The following is an 18,631-nucleotide window of genomic DNA, read 5'->3' on the forward strand; positions in this document are numbered from 1 at the left end:
GCCACCACAGCGGTCCGAGCGATTTCGGCGTGATTTCACCCGATCACCGCGGCAAATCACGCCGAACTTCGCCCGGCAGCACCGGAAACAGTTGGTGGCTGCCGCGAATCCCCTTCAGATCGACCTCGCGCGGCGGGCCCAGTTCGATCGCCGCGCCGTCCTCGATTGCGGTGCGCACCGCATCGGTGATCAGGATCTCCCCGCCGCCGGCCTGATCGGCCACCCGCGCGGCGATCGCGACATTCCTGCCGAAGAGATCGTCGCCGCGGCGCACGGAGCTACCCAGGTGGATGCCGATGCGGACGCGCATCGCACGACGACGATCGGCGCCGTTCTCGAGCGCCCGCTGAATGTCGATGCCGCACAGCACCGCCTGCGTGGCGGCGGCGAAGACGATCATGAACCCGTCGCCCTGATTCTTGACCACGTGCCCGCCGTGTGCGGTGACGCACTTGGTGACGAGCCGGTTGTGTCGTTCGAGAACCTTGACCCACTCGCGGTCACCCAACGCCTCGTTGAGTTCGGTGGAACCCTCGATGTCGGAGAACGCGATGACGACGTCCCCGTCGGCGGTCAGGCGTGCCAGGTCTGGCCGCTCGACCTGCGCCCACCCGGCGAGATCCTCGATCGAGTTCCGGACGGTGGCGCCAACGCCCTTGTTCAGCAACGAGTCCGCGGTCTGCCACACCGTCTTGATCGCGAGCGGCGCGACACCGAGTCGACGACGTCGGCGGCCCTGCTGCTCACGGACGCGTTCGAGTTCCGCGCGCGCGGCCGCCAATTGCCGGCGCGAGACGATCAGCAGCACCGTCAGCGTGATGATCGCGGCGAGCGCCACCACGGCCACCGCCACGGCTGACACCACGACCACATCCATCGTCCGACCTTAACCGAGCGATTTGGGTGCGCGCAGGCGCGCTACCCGCCGCCCAGCGCACCCAAATCGCCTAAAGGCCCAGCAACTCCGGCAGGTCCGCGACCGAGTCGACGACATGGTTGGGTTGCATCGCGAACTCGTCGGCGGCCCACCGGTCCAGCGTGGCCTGCCGGAACTTGCCGGTCCGCACCAGCACGCCGGTCATCCCGACGACCTGCCCGGCCAGCACGTCGTTGTTGAGATCGTCGCCGACCATGTACATCTCGTCGGGTTCCACCCCGAGTCGCGCCGCCGCGGACAGGAATCCTTCGGGGGCGGGTTTGCCGACCGCGATGGCCTGGCGGCCACTGACCGCCTCCAGGCCCAGCAGATAGGTGCCGGTGTCGATCCGTAGCCCCGCGCTGGACTCCCACGACGTGCTGCGGTGCATCGCGACCACCGGCACCCCCTGCGCCATCCAGTCGTACACCCACGACAGCGTGACGTGGTCGTACTCCGGCCCGGCGCCACCGAGGAGCACCACGTCGGGCGCCTCGGGCATGGGACCGCCGCGGTAGTCGACCAAGGACACCACGTCCAGGCCGGGCATGTCGCCCGCGATGTCACCGCTGTTGACCAGGAAACACCGCGCGTCCGGGTAGCGGTCGCGGACGAAGTCGGCGGTCAGCACCGCGGCAGTGACGACCTCGTCGGGCCCGACGTCCATGCCCGCGTCGGTCAGCAGATCGGCGATCTGCACCCGGGTGCGGGTCGTGGTGTTCGTCAGGTACGCCCGGGCGATCTGCCGGTCGGCGAGCAGTTGCAGGGTTTCGGCGGCGCCGTCGATGGGCCGCCACGACGTCACCAGCACACCGTCGATGTCAAAGAGCACTCCGCCGATCGCCATGGTGCGACCCTAGGCGCCGCCCGCCCCGGCGGCTAATTGTGGTGTGCCCACACACTCTCGGCGACCCACGGCGACGCCGTCGCCGCCACCGTCCAGGCGGATTCGGCCGGCACGTCGAGCACCTCGTAGCGCTTGGTACCGGCGGCGGTGGCCGCCACCAGCGTCGCCACCTTGGCCCGCCGCTGAAAGTACGTCTGGCGCACCGTCCATCCGATGATGCCGTCGGTCTGCACGCAGTCCCGGCGCCGTTCCACGCTGCCGCTGCGGGCCACCAGCCAACGCCCGTCCACCCGGTGCCCCAGTGCCCGCACGCGGTCGATCGCCAGCAGCACGCACAGCACGGTCAGCACCGCCCACAGCGGCCACACCCATCCGGGTGCCCCCACCGTCAACCCCGCGATCACCGCGGCGATCAGCGCCACCGCGGGCACCACCAAGGCGCGAAACCACCGTCGGCGCACCGCGGCCGGGCCGTGTGCGATCAACGGCCCCGACACCACCTCGGCAGACCCGACCAGATCGGTCAGCACCCGCTGCGCGGTCGCCGTCGGGCACGGCGGCAGCAGCAGGGAGGACTCCCCCATGCCCGACACGCCCGTCATCACCGCGTCCAGCCGGGCCCCGCCCATCGCACGCACCAGCAGCGGTTCGCGCAGCGTGCCGCCGCGAAGCCGGCGCAGGTCGTAGGTGTATTCGCGGACCCGCAGCAGGCCGTGGGTCAGGTGCAGGGTGTCGGTGCGGTGGGTCAGCACCAGATTGCCGTAGGTCAGCAGCGACCGCACCACCGCGAGCACCACCGATGCCAGCAGCACGACCACCAGCACTGCGGCAACGGCTGTCGCCGTGCCGAACCGCGCGGCGGCGTCCACCCCGGACTGCACGACCGCCGATTCCCGCAGGGTGTCGGCGAACCCGGCCTGAAACATCAGCCCGACCGCGGCCAGAATCATCAGCAGACCGGACGCACTCAGCGGGCTGTACCGCAGCCAGGACGGCTTCCAGGAGGCGAGCACCACCGCGGCGGCCGGTGGTCGCTCCGGATCGCCCTGCTGACCGGCCTGCACCGCGTCGGCGAGCAGCATCGCGCGCAGCTGTTGGACCTGACTCGTTTCGACGGCGTCGAGTTCGAAGACGCCGTCCCCGGTGGCCTGCTGACCGGTGCTGACCCGCAACACCGTCAACCCCAGCAGCCGGTGCAACAGCCTGGCCTCGGTCTGCACGGAACGGATTCGGTTGCGCGGCACCGAGAGTGCATTGCGTTGCAGTACCCCGGTGCGCAACGAGACATCCTGGTCGTCGATCCGGTAGGTGGTGGTGAACCACCGGGCCAACCCGAGCGCCACGATGGAGCCCACGCCCAGCAGCATCCACACCGGGCTGCCGGTCGCCGAGCCCAGCACAATCGAGCCGATCAGCAGCGGCAGCTGACGCAGCACCTCGTGTACCGGGTGCACCAGCAGCATGCGCGGTGAAAGTCGCTGCCACTCAGGGGCATTCGCGGTGCTGTAGGGCGGCGCCGTCATGTCGCATCGTGGGCGCCGAGCGCGGCGATGTCGGTCAACTGCGCGACGACATAGTCGGCCACCGGCGCGTCCAGCGCGACGATGTGTACCGCGCCGGCCGAGGACGCGGTCGTCACCGTCACATTGGCCAACCCGAACAGGCGGTCCAGCGGCCCGCGGTAGGTGTCGACGGTCTGCACCCGGGAGATCGGCGCGATCCGGCGCTCCTGGGTCAGCCAACCGGTGCGGGTGTACACCGCCTGCGGGCTGATCTCCCAGCGGTGCACCCGGTAGCGCCACAGCGGGGCGACCACCACCGACACCACCGCGCCCAGCACCGTGAACAGCGCCACCACCGCGTGCAGCCACAGCCAGCGGCCGTCGACGGCGAACCAGATCAGTTGCGCGAAAGTGAAGATCACCCACGGAATCGCCGCGCCCAGGGCCCACACCACCGGCGCGCTGCGACTGGGCGGATACGCCGGATCCCTCATCATCTGCACTGGTGCACCCATGGGTAGAGCATGGCTGGCCGGGACACCGGTTGTCGACCGTCGGCGAAAGCCCGCCACGTATCTTCTAGACATGAGCCAGAAATGGACCGAAGCCAACGTCCCAGACCAATCCGGCCGCGTCGCGATCGTCACCGGTTCGAACACGGGCCTGGGTTATGAGACCGCCCGCGTGCTCGCGGCCCGTGGCGCCACCGTGGTCCTCGCTGTCCGCGACGTCGACAAGGGCAACGCGGCCGCCGCCAAGATCCTCGGCCTGACGCCGCGCGCGGAGGTCTCGGTGCAGCCACTCGATCTGGGATCTCTGCATTCGGTGCGCACCGCGGCGGCCGAGCTGAAGTCCGCCCATCCGCGCATCGATTTGCTGATCAACAACGGCGGGGTGATGTACCCGCCGAAGCAGGTCACCGCCGACGGCTTCGAATTGCAGTTCGGCACCAATCATCTCGGCCACTTCGCGCTCACCGGCCTGCTGCTCGATCAGCTACTGGAGGTCGAAGGTTCCCGGGTGGTGGTGGTCGCGAGCATCGCGCACAACATCCAGGCCGGCATCCGCTTCGACGACCTGCAGTGGGAACGGGGCTACAACCGGGTGGCCGCCTACGGTCAGTCCAAGCTGGCCAACGTGATGTTCGCCTATGAACTGCAGCGTCGACTCGCCGCCGCCGGGGCGCCGACCATCGCGGTCGCCGCCCACCCCGGGATCTCCAACACCGAACTCATGCGCCACATCCCCGGCAACCGACTGCCCGGCTTCAGCCAGCTCGCCGGCCTGGTGACCAACAGCGCGGCCATGGGTGCGCTGGCGACACTGCGGGCCGCCACCGATCCGGCGGTCGCCGGCGGTCAGTACTACGGCCCCGACGGGTTCCGGGAACTGCGCGGCCATCCCGTGCTGGTGACGTCCAACAAGATGTCCCAGGACGTGGCGGTGCAGCAGCGGTTGTGGGCCGTCTCGGAGGAACTCACCGGCGTCAGTTACGGCGTCTGACGTGCGCACCGTCGCGGAGCATCAGCGGATCGTCGCCGACCTCATCAGCGCGCGTCCCCCGATGACGCTGCCGTTGACCGAGGCCGAGGCGCTGGTGTTGACCGCCGATGTGGTGGCGACGCTGTCGCTGCCCGGTTTCGACAACTCGGCCATGGACGGCTACGCGGTGCTGGCCGACGACGTCGCCACCGCCAGTGCCGAGAACCCGGTGAAACTGCCTGTGGCCGAGGATATTCCGGCGGGCCGGACCGACGCGCTGACCCTGCATCCGGGCACCGCGCACCGCATCATGACGGGTGCACCGCTGCCCGCGGGCGCCACCGCGGTGGTGCCGGTCGAGGCCACCGACGGGAGCACCGAGACCGTCGAGATCCGCGCCGCTGCACCACCGGGACGCCACATCCGCCGCGCCGGCGAGGACGTCGTCGCGGGCACCACGGTGCTGCAGGCCGGTCAGCCGGTCACCCCGGCGGCGCTGGGTCTGGCGGCCGCGCTCGGCATCGGCACCCTGGCGGTCCGGCCGCGACTGCGGGTGCTGGTGATGTCGACCGGCACCGAGTTGGTGGCCCCGGGCACGCCGCTGCAACCCGGGCAGATCTACGAGTCCAACGCGGTGATGCTGGCGGCCGCGGTCCGCGAGGCGGGCGCCGAGGTGGTGGCATCGCCGATGGCCGGCGACGACGTCGACGAGTTCCGCGCGGCGCTGGAAACCCACCTCGGGGACTCGGACCTGATCATCACCACCGGCGGGGTCAGCGCCGGGGCCTACGAGGTGGTCAAGGACGCACTCGGCGGCCAGGTGGACTTCGCCAAGGTCGCGATGCAGCCCGGCATGCCCCAGGGCGCCGGTTTCGTCAGGGTCGGCGGGCCGGCCGGTGAACGCTCGGTGCCGATCATCACCCTGCCGGGCAACCCGGTCAGCGCCCTGGTGTCGTTCGAGGTGTTCATCCGGACCCCGCTGCGCGCCGCCATGGACCTGCCGCACCCGGCGCGCCGGCAACTGCGGGCGGTGCTCACCGAGGCGTGCACCTCGCCGGGCGGCAAACGACAGTTCCGCCGCGGCGTGCTGGATCGTGCGACGGGCACCGTCACCAGTTATGGGCCGCCGGCCTCGCATCACCTGCGCTGGCTGGCGTCGGCGAACTGCCTGCTGGAGATACCCGAGGAGATCACCGACATCGAGGCCGGCACCGCGGTGCGGGTGTGGGACCTCGATGGCGACTAGGGCCGCTGTCCACCCGACTACATAGAATGGCCGACGTGGCCAGACGCCCCCGCCCGTCCGATGCTCCGCGCTTCGACCTCGCGCACTTCAGCCAGCTCGTCCGATCCCAGGTCCCGCCGATGCACCCGGCCGGAGTGCCGTTCGTCGGAGCGAGCCTGGCCGTGGCCGCGCTCGGCCGCCGACGCCGGTGGGTCTGGACGGCCGGACTGGCCGCCGCGGCCGCCAACGCGGCCTTCTTCCGGCACCCCAGCCGGGTCCCACCGACGCGTCCGGGGGTCATCGTCGCGCCCGCCGACGGTCAGGTGTGTCTGATCGAGAACGCGACCCCGCCGCCCGAACTCGGCCTGCCCGATGCGCCCCGGCTGCGGGTGAGCATCTTCTTATCGGTGCTCGACGCGCACGTGCAGCGCGCGCCGGTCGGCGGTGAGGTGGTCACCGCGATTCACCGCCCGGGCCTGTTCGCCAGCGCGGACCTGCCCTTCGCCAGCACCGACAACGAGCGCAACAGCCTGGTGATCAAGACCGCCGACGGCCACGACGTGGTCGTCGTGCAGATCGCGGGCCTGGTGGCCCGCCGCATCGTCTGCGACGTCGGCGTCGGGGACAAGCTCGACATCGGCGACACCTACGGCCTGATCCGGTACGGCTCGCGGCTGGACACCTACCTGCCCGACGGCGCGAACGTGCTGGTCTCGTGCGGGCAGCGGACCATCGGCGGCGAAACCGTGATTGCCGAGATGCCGTGAAACCACGCATTAACCCCGGGCAGGCCACGCGACTGTTGCCCAGCGCGATGACGGTCGCCGCCATCTGCTTCGGGCTCTCGGCGGTCAAGTTCGCGCTCGACGGCCGACCCACCGAATCGATGGCGTTCCTGGCCGTCGCCGCGATCCTGGACGCGCTGGACGGCCGGATGGCGCGGCTGCTCAACGCGACCTCGAAGATGGGCGAGGAGATCGACTCGCTGGCCGATGCGGTCAACTTCGGGGTGGCGCCGGCACTGATCGTCTACGCCACGCTGCTGTCCGAGGCGCGGATCGGCTGGATTGTCGTGCTGCTCTACGCGGTGTGCATCGTGCTGCGGCTGGCGCGCTACAACGCGATGTTGAGCGGCGAGCAGCCCGAATACGAGAAGCAGTTCTTCACCGGCATGCCCGCCCCCGCCGGGGCGATCGGCGCGATCGGGCCGTTGGCCGCCAAGATGCAGTTCGGCGACGGCTGGTGGACCTCGGAGATCGCGGTGTCGGCGTGGATGATCGGCGTCTCGCTGCTGGTGGTCAGCACCATCCCGATGCGCAAGATCCACACCTTCGCGATCCACCCGCGGATGGTGGTCCCGCTGTTGGCGCTGCTGGCCATCGGCGTGGCCGCCTCGATCCAGTACGGCTACCTGGTGATCCTCGCGATCATCTTGGCCTACGTCATCCACATCCCGTTCGCGGTGCGCACCAAGGACTGGCTGTCCAAGCATCCCGAGGTCTGGGACGACAAGCCCAAGCAGCAGCGGCAGGCCCGCCGCGCCATCCGCCGCGCCGCCCACCCGAACCGCCGGCTCGCGGGCCGCCGGTCGGCCGCGCGGCTGGGCCTGCGCAAACCGGGTGGGCCGTGACTCAACTGTCGCTGACGGCGCGGCTGAACAACTCCGCCCTCGACGCTCGCCGTGGCGTCGTTCGCCTACACCCGGAAGCCATTGCCGCCCTTGGCATCCGGGAGTGGGACGCGGTCTCGCTGACGGGCGCGCGGACCACCGCGGCGGTGGTCGGCGTGGCCGGTCCGGGGGTGCCCGCCGGGACCGCACTGCTCGACGACGTCACGCTGTCGAACGCCGGCCTGCGCGAGGACACGACGGTGGTGGTCGCGCCGGTGACGGTGTACGGCGCCAGGTCCGTCACGGTCACCGGCTCCAGCCTGACCACGCATTCGGTGTCCCCGGCAACGTTGCGCCAAGCCCTGCTCGGCAAGGTCATGACGGTCGGTGACACGGTGTCGCTGCTGCCGCGCGACCTGGGCCCCGGCACGTCCACCTCGGCCGCCAGCACTGCGTTGGCCGCCGCGGTCGGCATCACGTGGACCTCGGAGTTGCTCACGGTCAGCGCGGTCGACCCGCCGGGCCCGGTCAGCGTGCAGCCCAACTCGGTGGTCAGCTGGGGCGACGCCGAGGAACGCGCCCCGGCCGGCACCGCGGCCCCGACCGCGCCCGCCGCGGCGGCGGCGGAACATCCCCGCGTCGAACTCGACGACCTCAAGGGTTCGCACGCCCAGGCCGGCAAGCTCACCGAGTGGCTCAAGCTGTCGCTCGACGAGCCGGAACTGCTCAAGACGCTGGGAGCGGCACCGCATCTCGGCGTCCTGGTGACGGGCCCGGCCGGTGTCGGCAAGGCCACCATGGTGCGCACGGTGTGCGCGCGGCGCCGCGTCGTCGAACTCGACGGGCCCGCGGTCGGAGCGTTGGCCGCCGAGGACCGGCTGGGCACGGTCGCCGAGGCGGTGGCCGCGGTCCGCGACGGTGGCGGCGTCCTGCTGATCACCGACGCCGACGCGCTGCTGCCCGCGGGCCGCGACGGGCGCCCCGAACCCGTCTCGAGCCTCATCCTGACCGAGTTGCGCAGCGCGGTCACCAGTGCCGGTGTCGCCTTCGTCGCAACCTCGGCGGTGCCCGATGCCCTGGACGGGCGGTTGCGCGCGCCGGAGTTGTGCGATCGCGAACTCGGCCTGACGCTGCCGGATGCCGCCACCCGCACCCAACTGCTCGAGGTGCTGCTGCGCGGCGTGCCCACCGAGCCGAAAACCGGCCTGGAATTGTCTGAGATCGCCGGTCGCACACCGGGTTTCGTGGTCGCCGACCTGCAGGCCCTGGTCCGGGAGACGGCGCTGCGGGCGGCGTCGCGGGCCAGCGCGGACGGTCAACCGCCGGCGCTGACACAGGAGGATCTCATCGGCGCGCTGAGCGTGATCCGGCCGCTGTCCCGCTCGGCCACCGAGGAGGTCTCGGTGGGCTCGGTGACGCTCGAGGACGTCGGGGACATGGTGGCCACCAAGCAGGCGCTGACCGAGGCGGTGCTGTGGCCGCTGCAGCACCCCGACACCTTCGCCCGGCTCGGGGTGGACCCGCCCCGCGGCGTGCTGCTCTACGGCCCGCCGGGCTGCGGCAAGACGTTCGTGGTGCGCGCGCTGGCCAGCACCGGCCGGCTGTCCGTGCACGCGGTCAAGGGCGCCGAGTTGATGGACAAGTGGGTCGGCTCCTCGGAGAAGGCCGTGCGCGACCTGTTCAAGCGCGCCCAGGACTCCGCGCCCTCGCTGGTGTTCCTGGACGAGATCGACGCCATGGCCCCGCGCCGGGGACAGAGTTTCGACTCCGGGGTCACCGACCGGGTGGTGGCGTCGCTGCTCACCGAACTCGACGGCATCGAACCGCTGCGCGACGTCGTGGTGCTCGGGGCTACCAACCGTCCGGACCTGATCGATCCGGCGCTGCTGCGACCGGGCCGGCTGGAGAAGCTAGTGTTCGTCGAGCCGCCGGACGCCGAGGCCCGCCGCGACATCCTGACCTCGGCCGCGAAATCGGTGCCGCTGGTCACCGAGGGCGATCAGGCCGTCGATCTCGATGCCATCGCCGCCGAACTCGACGGCTACAGCGCGGCCGACTGCGTGGCGCTGCTGCGGGAGGCGGCGCTGACGGCGATGCGCAGGTCGATCGACGCCGCCGACGTCACCCTGGCGGATGTGCAGACCGCGCGCGCGACCGTCCGGCCGTCGCTGGACCCGCTCCAGGTCGAGGCGCTGCGCGCGTTCGCCGCCGGGCGATGACCCCCGGCGCCGCGGCGCTCTGACCGCACGCCCGGGATTACCGGCGCACGCGGGCTGCGACGCCATCCGTAGAATGCCTAACGACAAAGCCCAAAATTTCCGCTGCGCCCGTGTTCAACGGAAGCGGCTGACACCCCGACCCATGCCAGATCGCCACGCGCTGTCACAACGATTAGGCGCGTAGCCACCGAACGATCGGAGTGCCTTGCTCGCCGTCCTGCTCGGCCACGCGGTCGCTGCCACTGCCGCGCCGCTGTTGGTGAACAGGTGGGGACGGCGCGCGTTCTACCCGCTGGCACTGGTGCCGCTGCTGTCCCTGATCTGGGTCGTGGCGTACTGGCCGACCCCGGCCAACGAGGGCGACGCGGCACATCAGGTGCGCATCGACTGGGTGCCGGAGCTGTCGATGGACATCGATCTGCGCTTCGACACCCTCGCCGCGATCATGAGCGTGCTGGTGCTGGCCATCGGCGCGTTGGTGCTGTTCTACTGCGGAAGCTACTTCCACCACCGCGACGGCCGCATCGAGAACCGGCTGCCGAGCTTCGCCGCCGAACTCGTCGCCTTCTCGGGCACCATGTTCGGCCTCGTCGTCAGCGACAACATGCTGATGCTCTACGTCTTCTGGGAACTGACCACGGTGTTGTCGTTCCTGTTGGTGGGCCACTACGCCGAGCGGGCCACCAGCCGCCGCGCCGCCACCCAGGCGCTGCTGGTGACCACTTTCGGCGGGCTGGCGATGCTGGTGGGCATCGTCATCCTCGGCGAATACTCCGGCACCTACCTGCTCTCGGAGTTGGTGGCCAATCCGCCGACCGGCCTGGTGATCGACATCGCGCTGGTCCTGGTGCTGATCGGCGCGCTGTCGAAGTCGGCGATCGTCCCGATGCACTTCTGGCTGCCCGGCGCCATGGCCGCGCCCACCCCCGTCAGCGCGTACCTGCACGCCGCGGCGATGGTCAAGGCCGGCGTTTACCTGATCGCCCGGATGACGCCCGGGTTCGCCGATGCGGCGCCCTGGCGACCGATGATCGTGGCGCTGGGGCTGTTGACCATGCTGCTGGCCGGTTGGCGGGCCGTGCGCGAGTACGACCTCAAACTCATCCTGGCCTTCGGCACGGTGAGCCAACTCGGATTGATCACCGTGCTCGTCGGCGCCGGCGGCGGCAATCTGATGCTCGCCGGCCTGACCATGCTGTACGCCCACGCGATGTTCAAGGCCGCGTTGTTCATGGTGGTCGGCATCATCGACCACTCCACCGGGACCCGCGACATCCGACGGCTGGCCTGGCTGGGCAACCGGGCACCGGCCCTGTTCGCGATCGCGGCGCTGGGCACCGCCAGCATGGCGTCGTTGCCGCCGTTCCTGGGGTTCATCGGCAAGGAAGGGGCCTTCGAGACGCTGCTGCACAGCCGGTCCCTGGGCGGTTGGGCGCCCTACGTGTTGGCCGGCGTCGTGCTGGGTTCGGTGTTCACCACCATCTACAGCGTTCGGTTCCTGTGGGGAGCCTTCGCCCGCAAGGGTTTGCGCGGACCCAGCATCCGGGTCGCCGAACTGCACCGGCCCAAGGTTTCGTTCATGTTGCCGCCGGCCGTCCTCGCGGTGGCCGGCCTGGGCTTCGGCCTGGTACCCGGCGCGTTGGAGCGCATGCTGGGCCCGTACGCCGCATCGACGGGGACCCTCGGCTACCACCTGGCGCTGTGGCACGGCCTGAATCTGCCGGTGCTGCTGTCGGCCCTGGTGCTGGCGGCCGGCGCGGCGGCGTTCTACTTCCGCGCCTGGCTGCGGCGCAACCGCATCGGCTATCTGCCGTTGGGCAACGCCGACCGGATCTATGACTTCACGCTGCGCGCGCTGGACTTCCTGTCGATCAAGCTGACCGGCTCCACCCAGCGCGGTTCGCTGCCCACCACCCAGGCGATCATCCTGCTCACCCTGGTGCTGCTGCCCATCGCCGTGCTGATGCTGGGAGCCCGGGACCGCCCCGAGATCGCGGCCTGGGACGAGCCCCTGCAGATCATCGTCGGAGTGCTGATGGTCTGCGGGGCCCTCGGCGCGGCGGTGCTGCGCAACCGGTTGGCCGCGGTGCTGCTGGTGGGCCTGACCGGATACGGCTGCGGTGCGATCTTCGCCTTCCACGGCGCACCCGATCTGGCGCTGACCCAGTTCCTGGTGGAGACCCTGACCCTGGTGGTGTTCGTGCTGGTGTTGCGGGCCCTGCCCGCCGAGGCCGAACTGGCCCAGATGCGCCGGTTCCGGCTGCCGCGGGCGCTGCTGGCGATCGCCGTCGGTGCCACCGTGACCGCGCTGACCACCTTCGCGATGGCGGCCCGCAACGGCCGGCCCATCGCCGACCTGTTGCCCGATGCCGCCTACCTGCGCGGCCACGGCTCCAACACCGTCAACGTCATCCTGGTCGACATCCGCGCCTGGGACACCCTCGGCGAGATCTCGGTGTTGGTGGTGGCGGCCACCGGCGTCGCCTCGCTGGTGTTCCGTAACCGGCGCTTCGGGGTCGCGCCGCGCATCGCCGATGCGGGCCAGCCCGACATCGGCATGATCAGCACCAGCTACAGCCCCGCCGTCGGCGACATCACCTGGCTGCGCGGCAGCGAGTACCGCGATCCCCGGGCCCGCTCGCTGGTGCTCGAGGTCGCCACGCGCCTGATCTTCCCGATGATCATGGTGCTGTCGGCGTACTTCTTCTTCACCGGCCACAACACCCCCGGCGGCGGCTTCGCCGGCGGGCTCACCGCGGGACTGGCGTTGGTGCTGCGCTACCTCGCGGGCGGCCGCTATGAACTCGGCGAGGCGCTGCCGCTGGACGCGGGGAAGATCCTCGGGGTGGGCCTGGGTCTGGCCGCCGGCACCGCGGTCGGATCGCTGCTGCTGGGCGCGCCGCCGCTGTCGTCGGCACTGATCGAGTTCGACGTGCCGATCCTCGGCCACATCAAGTTCGTCACCGCCTTGTTCTTCGACCTCGGCGTCTATCTGATCGTCGTCGGGCTGGTGCTTGATGTGTTGCGCAGCCTCGGTGCGCGCCTGGACGAAGAGGTCTCCAACTGGTCCCAGGCTCCGACGGCGGTGCGCCGGTGACCACCTACCTGGTGCAACTGTGCCTGATCGGGGCACTGATCAGCTGCGGCATCTACATGCTGCTGGAACGCAACCTGACCCGGATGCTGCTGGGTCTGCTGCTGGTCAGCAACGGCATGAACCTGCTGCTCCTGTCCGCCGGCGGCCGCGCCGGTAATCCCCCGGTCTACGGGCGCAGCAGCGCCGAGGGCACCGCCACCGCCGACCCGCTGGCCCAGGCGATGATCCTGACCGCGATCGTGATCACCATGGGCGTGGCCGCGTTCGTGCTGGCGCTGACGTATCGCTCCTACCGACTGACCACCGCCGAAGAGGTCGCCGACGACATCGAGGACACCAGCATCTCGAAGGCCGCCGAAACCGCCGACATCTCCGATGAAGTCGACGACGACGTCGACGAGGCCGCCATCACCCATCCCGACACCGACGAACCCGATGAACTCGATGCCCTGCCGGGCCGGGAGGGCTCGCGTTGATCCCCGAAAGCCTGGGCCCCATGCTGGCCCCACTCCCGGTGCTGATCTCGTTGATCGCCGCGGCCTCGACGCTGATCGCCGGCCGTCGGCCGCGCCTGCAGCGGTTCATCACGCTGTTCTCGCTGGCCGGGATCGTGGTGGTGTGCGCCGCGCTGCTGTACATCGCCGACCGCTACGGCACCATCGCGGTGCACGTCGGCGGTTGGGGCGAGTCCGAACCCGGCATGGGACCGCTGGGCATCACGCTGGTGGTGGACCGGCTTTCGGCCATGATGCTGGTCGTTTCGACAATGGTGCTGCTGACCGTCGTCTACTACGCCATCGGGCAGGGTATCCGCGACGGCGACGAGCAGCAGCCGGTGTCGATCTTCCTGCCGACCTATCTGGTCCTGGCGGCCGGCGTCTGTTACGCATTCCTGGCCGGTGACCTGTTCAACCTGTTCATCGGTTTCGAGGTGCTGCTGACCGCGAGCTTCGTGCTGCTCACGATCGGCGCGAGCAAGGACCGGGTGCGCGCGGGCATCACCTACGTGATGGTCTCCATGGTGTCCTCGCTGATCTTCCTGTTCGGCCTGGCGCTGGTCTACGCGGCGACCGGGACGTTGAACATGGCCGAACTCGCGCTGCGCCTCGACGACGTCAGCGACGGCACCCGCAACGCGCTGTTCGCCGTCCTGCTGGTCGCCTTCGGCATCAAGGCCGCGGTCTTCCCGCTCTCGACGTGGCTGCCCGACTCCTACCCCACCGCACCCGCACCGGTGACCGCGGTGTTCGCCGGCCTGCTGACCAAGGTCGGTGTCTACGCGATCATCCGCGCGCATTCGCTGCTGTTCCCGGGCGGCGCGCTGGACCGGATTCTGATGGTCGCGGCGCTGCTGACGATGCTGGTCGGCATTTTGGGCGCCATCGCCCAGAACGACATCAAACGTCTGCTGTCCTTCACCTTGGTCAGCCACATCGGCTACATGGTGTTCGGCGTCGCGCTGTCCACCCAGCTGGGGATGGCCGGTGCCATCTACTACGTGGCCCACCACATCATCGTGCAGACCACGCTGTTCCTGGTGGTGGGCCTGATCGAGCGGCAGGCCGGCGCCTCCACGCTGCGCCGGATCGGTGGGCTGGCCGCGGCCAGCCCGGTGTTGGCGTTCGTGTTCGTGGTGCCGGCGCTGAACCTCGGCGGCATCCCGCCGTTCTCGGGCTTCATCGGCAAGGTCGCACTGCTCGAGGGCGGCGCCGAGGTCGGATCGGTGCTGGCCTGGCTGCTGGTCGGCGGATCCGTGGTCACCAGCCTGCTGACGCTCTACGTCGTCACCCGGGTGTGGACCAAGGCGTTCTGGCGCGAACGGGTCGACGCCCCCGAGGGCGAGTTGTCGGCGGCCTCACCGTCGGCGCTGCTCGAGGACGCCGATGACGACGTCGTCTTCGCCGACCGCGACGATGTCGGCCGGATGCCCATCGGCATGCTGTTGCCGACGGGGGCGCTGATCGTGGCGGGGCTGTGCCTGACCGTGTTCGCGGGACCGATCTTCAGCTACAGCGACCGGGCGGCGGCCCAGGTGATCGACCGCAATCAGTACATCTCGTCGGTGGTGGGTGATCGCCCGTGAAGAGGTTCACCGTGCGGTGGCTGGCGCTGCGGCTCTGGATGCTGATCTGGCTGATGCTGGTCTGGGTGCTGTTGTGGGGCAGTTTTTCCCCGGCCAATGTGATCGGTGGTTTCGCCATCGCGTTGGTGGTGACCGTGCTGCTGCCGTTGCCGCCCGTCCCGGTCGAGGGGCGGGTGCACCCGCTGTCGCTGGCCTACCTCATCGTGCGAGTCGCGTGGGCGCTGGTGCAGTCCAGTACCCAGATCGCGTGGCTGACGATCAGGCCGACGGGACCGCCGATCACCGCGGTGCTGCGGGCGCACCTGAACCTCAAGTCCGATCTGGTGCTCGCGCTCGCGGTCAACATCATGAACGTGATCCCGGGTTCGATCGTGCTCGAGATCGACCAGGAACGCCGGATGGTCTACGTCCACGTGATCGACGCCAGCACCGAGAAGGCGGTCAGCAAGTTCTACCGCCAGGCGGCGTGGGTGGAACGATTGTTGATCCGGGCCTTCGAGCGCGACGAGGAATGGCGGCCGGCCGCGCACGACGAGGCGGGACACGACGGGAATGCGGAGGTCGAGCGCGCATGATGATCGTCTGGATCCTGGCCGGCATCATGTTGTCGTCGGCCGCGGCCATCACGATGTTCCGGCTGCTGGCGGGGCCCAGCACGCTGGATCGGTTGGTGGCCCTGGACACCACGATCGCCCTCACCATGTGCGGCATCGGCACCTGGGCCGCGTTCAGCCTGGACACCACGGTTACTTACAGCATGGCCGCGCTGTCGCTGATCAGCTTCGTGGGCTCGGTCAGCATCGCGCGGTTCCGCGTGCCGGACGCCCCCGATACGGAGGTCTCGCGATGAATCTCACCGACTTCTTCGCCGGGGCGCTGATTCTGAGCGGCTCCGCGCTGGCGCTGACCGCGGCCATCGGCGTGGTCCGATTCCCGGACACCCTGGCGCGCATGCACGCCGCCACCAAGCCCCAGGTGCTCGGCCTGCTGCTGGTACTGGCCGGCGCCGCGACGCGCCTGCAGGGCAACGCCGACATCGGGATGTTGATCCTGACCGGTCTTTTCACCGTGATCACGGCCCCGGTGATCGCCCAGCGGGTCGGTCAACTCGCGTATCGGGAACAGAATCTCCAGGATCGGCTCACGGTCGATGAGATGCGCAACGAGACCGACGAGGACACCGCACCGCAGCGATAGCGTCTAGTCCGGCGCGGTGGCCTGAAACCGCGCCATCGCGTCGACGGTCTCCACGGCTTCGCGCAACGCCGCCAGCCGCTGCGCCGGGCCGGGCGCGGCCAGCACCGCATAGCGGTCGGCCGGCCCGATCGGGACGCAGCCGGCCAGCGCGTACAGCCGCGGCCCCGGCTCCTCGGGCAGTTCGCCCAGCACCGCGGACCGGCTCGCGAGCTGGATCTCCCGGGCGCCGGCCAGGAATTCCAGCAGCGACCAGATGTCGTCCTCGAGCACCGCGAGATCGGCGGCGCCGACGTCACCAGGCTCGTCGGGCCAGTCCCTGATCACCGCGCGCGGGAACGGATCGTCGGGCAGCCATTCGGTTACTTGGAACCGTTCCTGCACACTGCATTTCAACTGATAGCGGCCCCCGCCGTGATCGGCGAACTGTACGATCCGGGCCAGCGCGCCGACGTCGTTGCGCTCGTCGCCACCGCCGACCTCGCGCCCGCGCGCGATCAGGACCACCCCGAACGCCGGGTCCGCACTGTCCAGACAGGCCCGCACCAGGGCCGCATAGCGCGGCTCGAAGACCCGCAGCGGCAGCGACTCACCGGGCAGCAGCGCCGACTGCAGGGGGAACATCGGCGTCGTCGGCTGGGCCGTCATGATGACGAGCTTATTCGTCCAACTCGGCGACGATCGCGTCGACCACCGCGCGCAGATCGCCGTCGTGCTCCTCGGCGACCCGATGCTGGCGCTGATACGAGGCGCCGATGCGCGGGATGTCGGCCACGCTGTCGAGTTCGGCGACGCAGTCCAACGACCGGGCGATCGGCTGCAGCCGGGTCAGGACGTCATCGAGATCCTCGGTCACCAGCCGCTCGTTGCTGTCCGCATCGAGGATGATGACCGCGTCGAGGCCGTACCGCGCGGCGCGCCACTTGTTCTCCTGCACGTGCCACGGCGGCATGGTCGGCAGCGCCTCGCCGGCGTCGAGGCGCCGATCCAGGTCCACGATGAGGCAGTGCGTCAGCGCGACCAGCGCGGCCAGTTCCCGGACGTTGGAGATGCCGTCGAAGATCCGCACCTCGATCGTGCCGAGATGCGGCGACGGTCGGACGTCCCACCGGACCTCGTTGATCTGATCGATGATGCCGGTTTTCTTCTGGTCGGCGACGAAACCCTCGAACTCGCGCCAGGTTTGGAACTGGAACGGCAGCCCCGCGGTGGGCAACTGCTGGAACATCATCGACCGGTTGCTGGCGTACCCGGTGTCGGCGCCGGCCCACCACGGCGAGGACGCCGACAGCGCCAACAGGTGCGGGTACTGGTTGAGCAGCGCGGAGATGATCGGCATCACCTTGTGCGACGACGACACCCCGACGTGGACGTGCACCCCCCAGATCAACATCTGCCGGCCCCACCACTGGGTGCGTTTGATCAGCTCGGCGTAGCGCGGGGCGTCGGTGAGTTGCTGCGAATCCCACGTGGCGAAGGGATGCGTGCCCGCGCAGAACAATTCCATGTTGCGGGCCCGCACCACCTGCTTGACCGAGCTCAGGGTGCCGCGCAGATCGTTCACCGCCTCGGCGGTGTTGCGGCAGATCCCGGTGACCAATTCGATGGTGTTCCGCAGCAATTCTTGGTGGACGTGCGGGTTCTCACCGAATTCGGCGATCACCTCCGCGGCCTCGTTGCTCAGGTCGCGGGTGTCGGCATCGACGAGGGCGAACTCCCATTCGACGCCGACCGTGGGCCGGTAGGAGCCGGCGAAGTCGATCCGGTTATTGGCCGGAGATGACACCGCAGGCCACTCGCTTACCGGCGTCGCCGGTGGCCATGGTGGTCTCATCCGGGCCCGGAGTGCCGTTGACCTGGTTGTACCGCTCCGGCGGGATGTTGGCGAAGTTGTCCGCCTGCTCGTGGATCATGATCGCGGTCTGCTCACCGCTGAGCAGGTCCTCTTCGGTGAAGGCGTCGGTGGTGGTCACCAGCAGCGCCGAGCCGTCCTCGCGCACCTGCAGCGAGGTCAGGTCACCGCTGGCCGGGTGTCCGCTGTGACCGGGCACCTGGAAATGTCCACCGGCCGAAAGGAAGTCGCCGGGCGCGCCGCCGTCGGGCGCCACCGAGTTCGGCTCACACTTGCCGACCGAATGGATGTGCAGGCCGTGGAAACCGGGCGTCAGCTTCCCGGTGCCGGTGGTCTCCACGGTGACGGTGGCGTGGCCGCTGCTGAACTCGAACCTGGCGGTCGCGACCTGCGCGCCGGAGGCGTCGTTGATCGGCACCGTGAGCTTGTCGGCGCCGCCACCGTGGCCGTCGTCGACTCCGGACGGGGCCGGTGAGCCGGTCCAAACCGACGGCGTGGTGCCGGGCGCGTCGGAGGGGTTCTCTCCGGGCGGCGAGCAGGCGGCCAGCAGGGCAAGGGGGGCAGCAAACAGGACTGCAGCGGCGGGCTTGAGCATAGGCAGAAGC

At 69.9% G+C, this 18,631-nt stretch carries 18 protein-coding genes; 11 read left to right on the top strand and 7 right to left on the bottom strand.

All coding sequences use genetic code 11. The features are described from left to right. Positions 1 to 43: 43 nt before the first annotated feature. The 4 genes from RCP80_RS20320 to RCP80_RS20335 form a co-directional block, all read right to left on the bottom strand. The gene (locus RCP80_RS20320; protein ID WP_308479385.1) at positions 44 to 877 is read right to left on the bottom strand and encodes an adenylate/guanylate cyclase domain-containing protein; all 834 of its coding nucleotides are present in this window, start codon (positions 875 to 877) and stop codon (positions 44 to 46) included. Between the two features lie 70 nt (positions 878 to 947). Continuing rightward, a complete protein-coding gene (locus tag RCP80_RS20325; protein WP_308479386.1) occupies positions 948 to 1,763 on the bottom strand; it encodes an HAD-IIA family hydrolase in 816 nt (271 codons plus the stop codon). A gap of 32 nt (positions 1,764 to 1,795) precedes the next feature. Beyond that, a complete protein-coding gene (locus tag RCP80_RS20330) occupies positions 1,796 to 3,286 on the bottom strand; it encodes a PH domain-containing protein (protein WP_308479387.1) in 1,491 nt (496 codons plus the stop codon). Beyond that, positions 3,283 to 3,780 carry a PH domain-containing protein gene (locus RCP80_RS20335; protein WP_308479388.1) on the bottom strand — a complete coding sequence of 166 codons (498 nt, stop codon included), beginning with the start codon at positions 3,778 to 3,780 and terminating at the stop codon, positions 3,283 to 3,285. Before RCP80_RS20335 ends, RCP80_RS20330 begins: the two co-directional genes overlap by 4 nt. A gap of 70 nt (positions 3,781 to 3,850) precedes the next feature. Here RCP80_RS20335 and RCP80_RS20340 point away from each other — a divergent pair, with 70 nt between their 5' ends. The 11 genes from RCP80_RS20340 to mnhG all read left to right on the top strand — a co-directional run bounded on the left by RCP80_RS20340 (position 3,851) and on the right by mnhG (position 16,177). Continuing rightward, complete coding sequence (locus tag RCP80_RS20340) at positions 3,851 to 4,768, top strand: SDR family NAD(P)-dependent oxidoreductase (protein WP_308479389.1); 918 nt, start codon at positions 3,851 to 3,853, stop codon at positions 4,766 to 4,768. A gap of 1 nt (position 4,769) precedes the next feature. Next, positions 4,770 to 5,993 (top strand): molybdopterin molybdotransferase MoeA, encoded by a 1,224-nt coding sequence (gene moeA, locus RCP80_RS20345; protein ID WP_308479390.1) that lies wholly within the window; start codon positions 4,770 to 4,772, stop codon positions 5,991 to 5,993. A gap of 35 nt (positions 5,994 to 6,028) precedes the next feature. Further along, a complete protein-coding gene (locus tag RCP80_RS20350; protein ID WP_308479391.1) occupies positions 6,029 to 6,739 on the top strand; it encodes a phosphatidylserine decarboxylase in 711 nt (236 codons plus the stop codon). After that, positions 6,736 to 7,602 carry a CDP-diacylglycerol--serine O-phosphatidyltransferase gene (gene pssA / locus RCP80_RS20355; RefSeq protein WP_308479392.1) on the top strand — a complete coding sequence of 289 codons (867 nt, stop codon included), beginning with the start codon at positions 6,736 to 6,738 and terminating at the stop codon, positions 7,600 to 7,602. Before RCP80_RS20350 ends, pssA begins: the two co-directional genes overlap by 4 nt. Further along, on the top strand, positions 7,599 to 9,800 hold the full coding sequence (locus RCP80_RS20360; protein ID WP_308479393.1) for an AAA family ATPase: 2,202 nt from the start codon (positions 7,599 to 7,601) through the stop codon (positions 9,798 to 9,800). The genes pssA and RCP80_RS20360 overlap by 4 nt, the downstream gene beginning before the upstream one ends. Positions 9,801 to 10,005: 205 nt before the next feature. After that, positions 10,006 to 12,897, top strand: coding sequence for a Na+/H+ antiporter subunit A (locus RCP80_RS20365; protein ID WP_308479394.1), 2,892 nt, complete (start codon positions 10,006 to 10,008; stop codon positions 12,895 to 12,897). Beyond that, positions 12,894 to 13,373 carry a Na(+)/H(+) antiporter subunit C gene (locus RCP80_RS20370; protein ID WP_308479395.1) on the top strand — a complete coding sequence of 160 codons (480 nt, stop codon included), beginning with the start codon at positions 12,894 to 12,896 and terminating at the stop codon, positions 13,371 to 13,373. The genes RCP80_RS20365 and RCP80_RS20370 overlap by 4 nt, the downstream gene beginning before the upstream one ends. A gap of 20 nt (positions 13,374 to 13,393) precedes the next feature. Beyond that, on the top strand, positions 13,394 to 14,980 hold the full coding sequence (locus RCP80_RS20375; RefSeq protein WP_308479396.1) for a Na+/H+ antiporter subunit D: 1,587 nt from the start codon (positions 13,394 to 13,396) through the stop codon (positions 14,978 to 14,980). A gap of 11 nt (positions 14,981 to 14,991) precedes the next feature. After that, positions 14,992 to 15,555: a Na+/H+ antiporter subunit E gene (locus RCP80_RS20380; protein WP_308482955.1), complete on the top strand. Its 564-nt coding sequence runs from the start codon at positions 14,992 to 14,994 to the stop codon at positions 15,553 to 15,555. Next, positions 15,552 to 15,830, top strand: coding sequence for a monovalent cation/H+ antiporter complex subunit F (locus RCP80_RS20385; RefSeq protein ID WP_308479397.1), 279 nt, complete (start codon positions 15,552 to 15,554; stop codon positions 15,828 to 15,830). Before RCP80_RS20380 ends, RCP80_RS20385 begins: the two co-directional genes overlap by 4 nt. Continuing rightward, positions 15,827 to 16,177, top strand: coding sequence for a monovalent cation/H(+) antiporter subunit G (gene mnhG / locus RCP80_RS20390; RefSeq protein ID WP_308479398.1), 351 nt, complete (start codon positions 15,827 to 15,829; stop codon positions 16,175 to 16,177). The genes RCP80_RS20385 and mnhG overlap by 4 nt, the downstream gene beginning before the upstream one ends. Before the next feature lie 3 nt (positions 16,178 to 16,180). Here mnhG and RCP80_RS20395 read toward each other — a convergent pair whose 3' ends face one another. The 3 genes from RCP80_RS20395 to sodC are packed head-to-tail and all read right to left on the bottom strand — an operon-like array spanning position 16,181 to position 18,621. Next, a complete protein-coding gene (locus RCP80_RS20395; RefSeq protein WP_308479399.1) occupies positions 16,181 to 16,822 on the bottom strand; it encodes an LON peptidase substrate-binding domain-containing protein in 642 nt (213 codons plus the stop codon). Between the two features lie 10 nt (positions 16,823 to 16,832). Further along, on the bottom strand, positions 16,833 to 18,008 hold the full coding sequence (locus tag RCP80_RS20400; RefSeq protein ID WP_308479400.1) for a glutamate--cysteine ligase: 1,176 nt from the start codon (positions 18,006 to 18,008) through the stop codon (positions 16,833 to 16,835). Further along, positions 17,941 to 18,621: a superoxide dismutase[Cu-Zn] gene (gene sodC, locus RCP80_RS20405; RefSeq protein ID WP_308479401.1), complete on the bottom strand. Its 681-nt coding sequence runs from the start codon at positions 18,619 to 18,621 to the stop codon at positions 17,941 to 17,943. Before sodC ends, RCP80_RS20400 begins: the two co-directional genes overlap by 68 nt. Positions 18,622 to 18,631: the final 10 nt, after the last annotated feature.

The organism is Mycolicibacterium sp. MU0053 (assembly GCF_963378095.1).
In the GTDB taxonomy this organism is placed as follows: Bacteria; Actinomycetota; Actinomycetes; order Mycobacteriales; family Mycobacteriaceae; genus Mycobacterium; species Mycobacterium burgundiense.